This is a genomic window from Streptomyces phaeochromogenes (assembly GCF_001418655.1).
GTDB classification, from domain to species: Bacteria; Actinomycetota; Actinomycetes; order Streptomycetales; family Streptomycetaceae; genus Streptomyces; species Streptomyces phaeochromogenes.
In genome coordinates this window covers 1-2,466 of sequence record NZ_LIQZ01000483.1, presented here as the reverse complement: position 1 = coordinate 2,466, position 2,466 = coordinate 1, and the positions used below count along the sequence as shown (strand labels likewise).

2 protein-coding genes and 2 pseudogenes are annotated in these 2,466 nt (G+C 67.5%); 2 read left to right on the top strand and 2 right to left on the bottom strand.

The features are described from left to right. A pseudogene (locus tag AOK17_RS43465) lies at window positions 1-527 on the top strand (glycosyl hydrolase 115 family protein); the annotation flags it as partial. Between the two features lie 50 nt (window positions 528-577). Next, the gene (locus tag AOK17_RS43460) at window positions 578-1,648 is read left to right on the top strand and encodes an endo-1,4-beta-xylanase (protein ID WP_055618169.1); all 1,071 of its coding nucleotides are present in this window, start codon (window positions 578-580) and stop codon (window positions 1,646-1,648) included. Window positions 1,649-1,666: 18 nt separating this feature from the next. On the opposite strand, the gene AOK17_RS43455 is transcribed toward AOK17_RS43460, so the two are convergent. Both AOK17_RS43455 and AOK17_RS52990 read right to left on the bottom strand, forming a co-directional pair. After that, window positions 1,667-2,290: a Uma2 family endonuclease gene (locus tag AOK17_RS43455; RefSeq protein ID WP_055618168.1), complete on the bottom strand. Its 624-nt coding sequence runs from the start codon at window positions 2,288-2,290 to the stop codon at window positions 1,667-1,669. Window positions 2,291-2,342: 52 nt separating this feature from the next. After that, window positions 2,343-2,466 (bottom strand): annotated as a pseudogene (locus tag AOK17_RS52990) (helix-turn-helix domain-containing protein); the annotation flags it as partial.

The window sequence follows — 2,466 nt, the reverse complement described above, 5'->3', positions numbered from 1 at the left end:
TCGTCGAGGCGGGTGGGTACGTGGCCGTCGATGCCGAGCACTTTGCGCGTTCGGTGGGGACGTGGCGGCGTATCGACGGGATCGGGCGTACGGGGGCGGGGGTGACGCCGTGGCCGGTGACGGCTCCTCGACGGACGCCGGGGGGATCGTCTCCGCGGCTGGAGTACGAGGTGAGCCTGCTGTCCGCGGGGCCGGTCACGGTGTGGGCGTACCTGTCTCCGCGGAACCCGACCTTGCCGACCGGCGGGCTGAAGTACGGGATCTCGTTCGACGGGGACGCCCCGCAGATCGTCGACATCCACGCGGCCACGGGTGCCGATGACGGGCTGATGGACATCGAGTGGGCCCGCAACACATCGGACAACGTCAATCGCACGTCTACGCACCACACGATCGGGGCTGCCGGGGTGCACCGGCTGACGTTCTGGATGGTCGATCCGACGGTGGTGGTGCAGCGGCTGGTGATCGATACGGGTGGGTTGACGCCGACGTATCTGGGGCCGCTGGAGAGCTACCGCGTTCGTTGAGCCTTACTCACTGGAGCACTGGAGCACTGGAGCACTGGAGGGGACCGCACATGAAGTACTTCCGCATGCCCTTTGTCGGGCTGCTGAGCGCGACGCTGCTGGTCACGGGCGTCATGGGCGTACAGACGGCTGCCGCGGATGAGGTGTCACCGGTTTCGCTGCGGGCGCTCGCCGAGCGTGCCGACCTGCGGATCGGTACGGCCGTGGACATGGCGGCGCTGGGCGAGGACACGACGTATCGGCGGGCGACCGGGCGGGAGTTCAACTCCGTCACCGCCGAGAACGTCATGAAGTGGGAGGTCGTCGAGCCGACGCGGGGGACGTACGACTGGTCGGGGGCGGACGAGTTGGTGCGCTTCGCGCGGGAGCGGGGGCAGGTCGTCCGCGGCCACACGCTGGTGTGGCACAGCCAGTTGCCGGGGTGGCTGACGGCGGGGGTGCAGGACGGTTCGATCGGAGCGGGGGAACTCCGGGGGATCCTCCGGAAGCACATAACCACCGAGGTCAAGCGGTACAAGGGCAGGATCCAGCAGTGGGACGTGGTGAACGAGGTCTTCGAGGAGGACGGTTCGCTGCGGAACTCGATCTGGCTGCAGAAGCTCGGACCGTCCTACATCGCCGACGCCTTCCGCTGGGCGCATGCGGCGGACCCGAAGGCGAAGCTCTTCCTGAACGACTACAACGTGGAGGGCGTCAACGCGAAGTCGACCGCCTACTACGAGTTGGCGAAGCGGCTCCGGGCGGAGGGCGTTCCGGTGCAGGGCTTCGGGATCCAGGGGCACCTGGCCATCCAGTACGGCTTCCCGGGGGACGTGGCGGGGAACCTCGCGCGGTTCGAACGGCTGGGAATGCAGACCGCTTTCACCGAGGTGGACGTACGGATGATCCTGCCGGTGGATGAGGAGAAGCTCGCCACGCAGGCGACGTACTTCCGGGGGCTGCTGGATGCCTGCCTGGGGGCGCGGAGCTGCAGGTCCTTCACCGTGTGGGGGTTCACGGACAAGTACTCGTGGGTGCCGGGGGTTTTCGCGGGGCAGGGTGCGGCGACGTTGACGGGGGAGGACTTCGGACGGAAGCCGGCGTACGGGGCTGTGGGGGAGAGGCTGGCGGAGGGGCGTTGACGTTGACCAGGGGCTGTGTCAGCCGGTGCCCTCGGGCTTGACCTTCTCCTTGTCCGCGTAGCGCGGCAGGTTCTCCGTCGAGATCGTCCAGTCGCCGATGGTGACGTCCTCGCCGTAGACGAAGTCCTTGCGGGTCGCGTAGCGGGGGCCGCTCGGGGTTGCGTGGATGTCGGAGAGGACGGCGCCCTCGCCCGTGCGTGGATCGAAGATCACGTAGATCGGGATGCCGAGCAGGGCGTAGTCGCGCATCTTGCCGACCCAGTCGTTGTCCGGGTTGGAGCGGGAGACGACTTCGATGGCGGCGATGAGCGTACGAGGGTCGAATGAGCCTGGGACGTCCATGTCCGTCATGGCGATCACCATGACGTCGGGGTGGCGCATGATGCCCTCGGGCTCGGCCTCCACGTCGGGTGTTCCCGTGTGAGCGACCAGTTCTTCCGGCATGAGCTTCTCAAGGCGCTTCCGGAGATGCAGTGTGGTCAGCTCATGTGGGCCGATGGGCGCCATCATGTCGTGGACGATCCCTTCCTTGGTGATCTCAAATTTCCCGGGAAGCGTGTCGTCCATCGACTCAAGGAATTCACGCATTGCCTGGTAACGGGGGTGAGCGTCGGGCCGCGTGTCGTCAGAGGCGATGGTCATGGCGCTCGCTCCTCGTGGTCTGTGCCCAGGGGTAAGGATCGTCCCCTTCATGCTAGGCGGCCTCCGAGAGATCGGATCGGCAGTCGCGGCAGCGGCCGGGGGCCGGGGCCCGGAAGGCGCGGTCGCAGCCGTCGCAGTTCTGGAGGGGGAGTGGGCGTACGGCTGCCCGGGTTGCC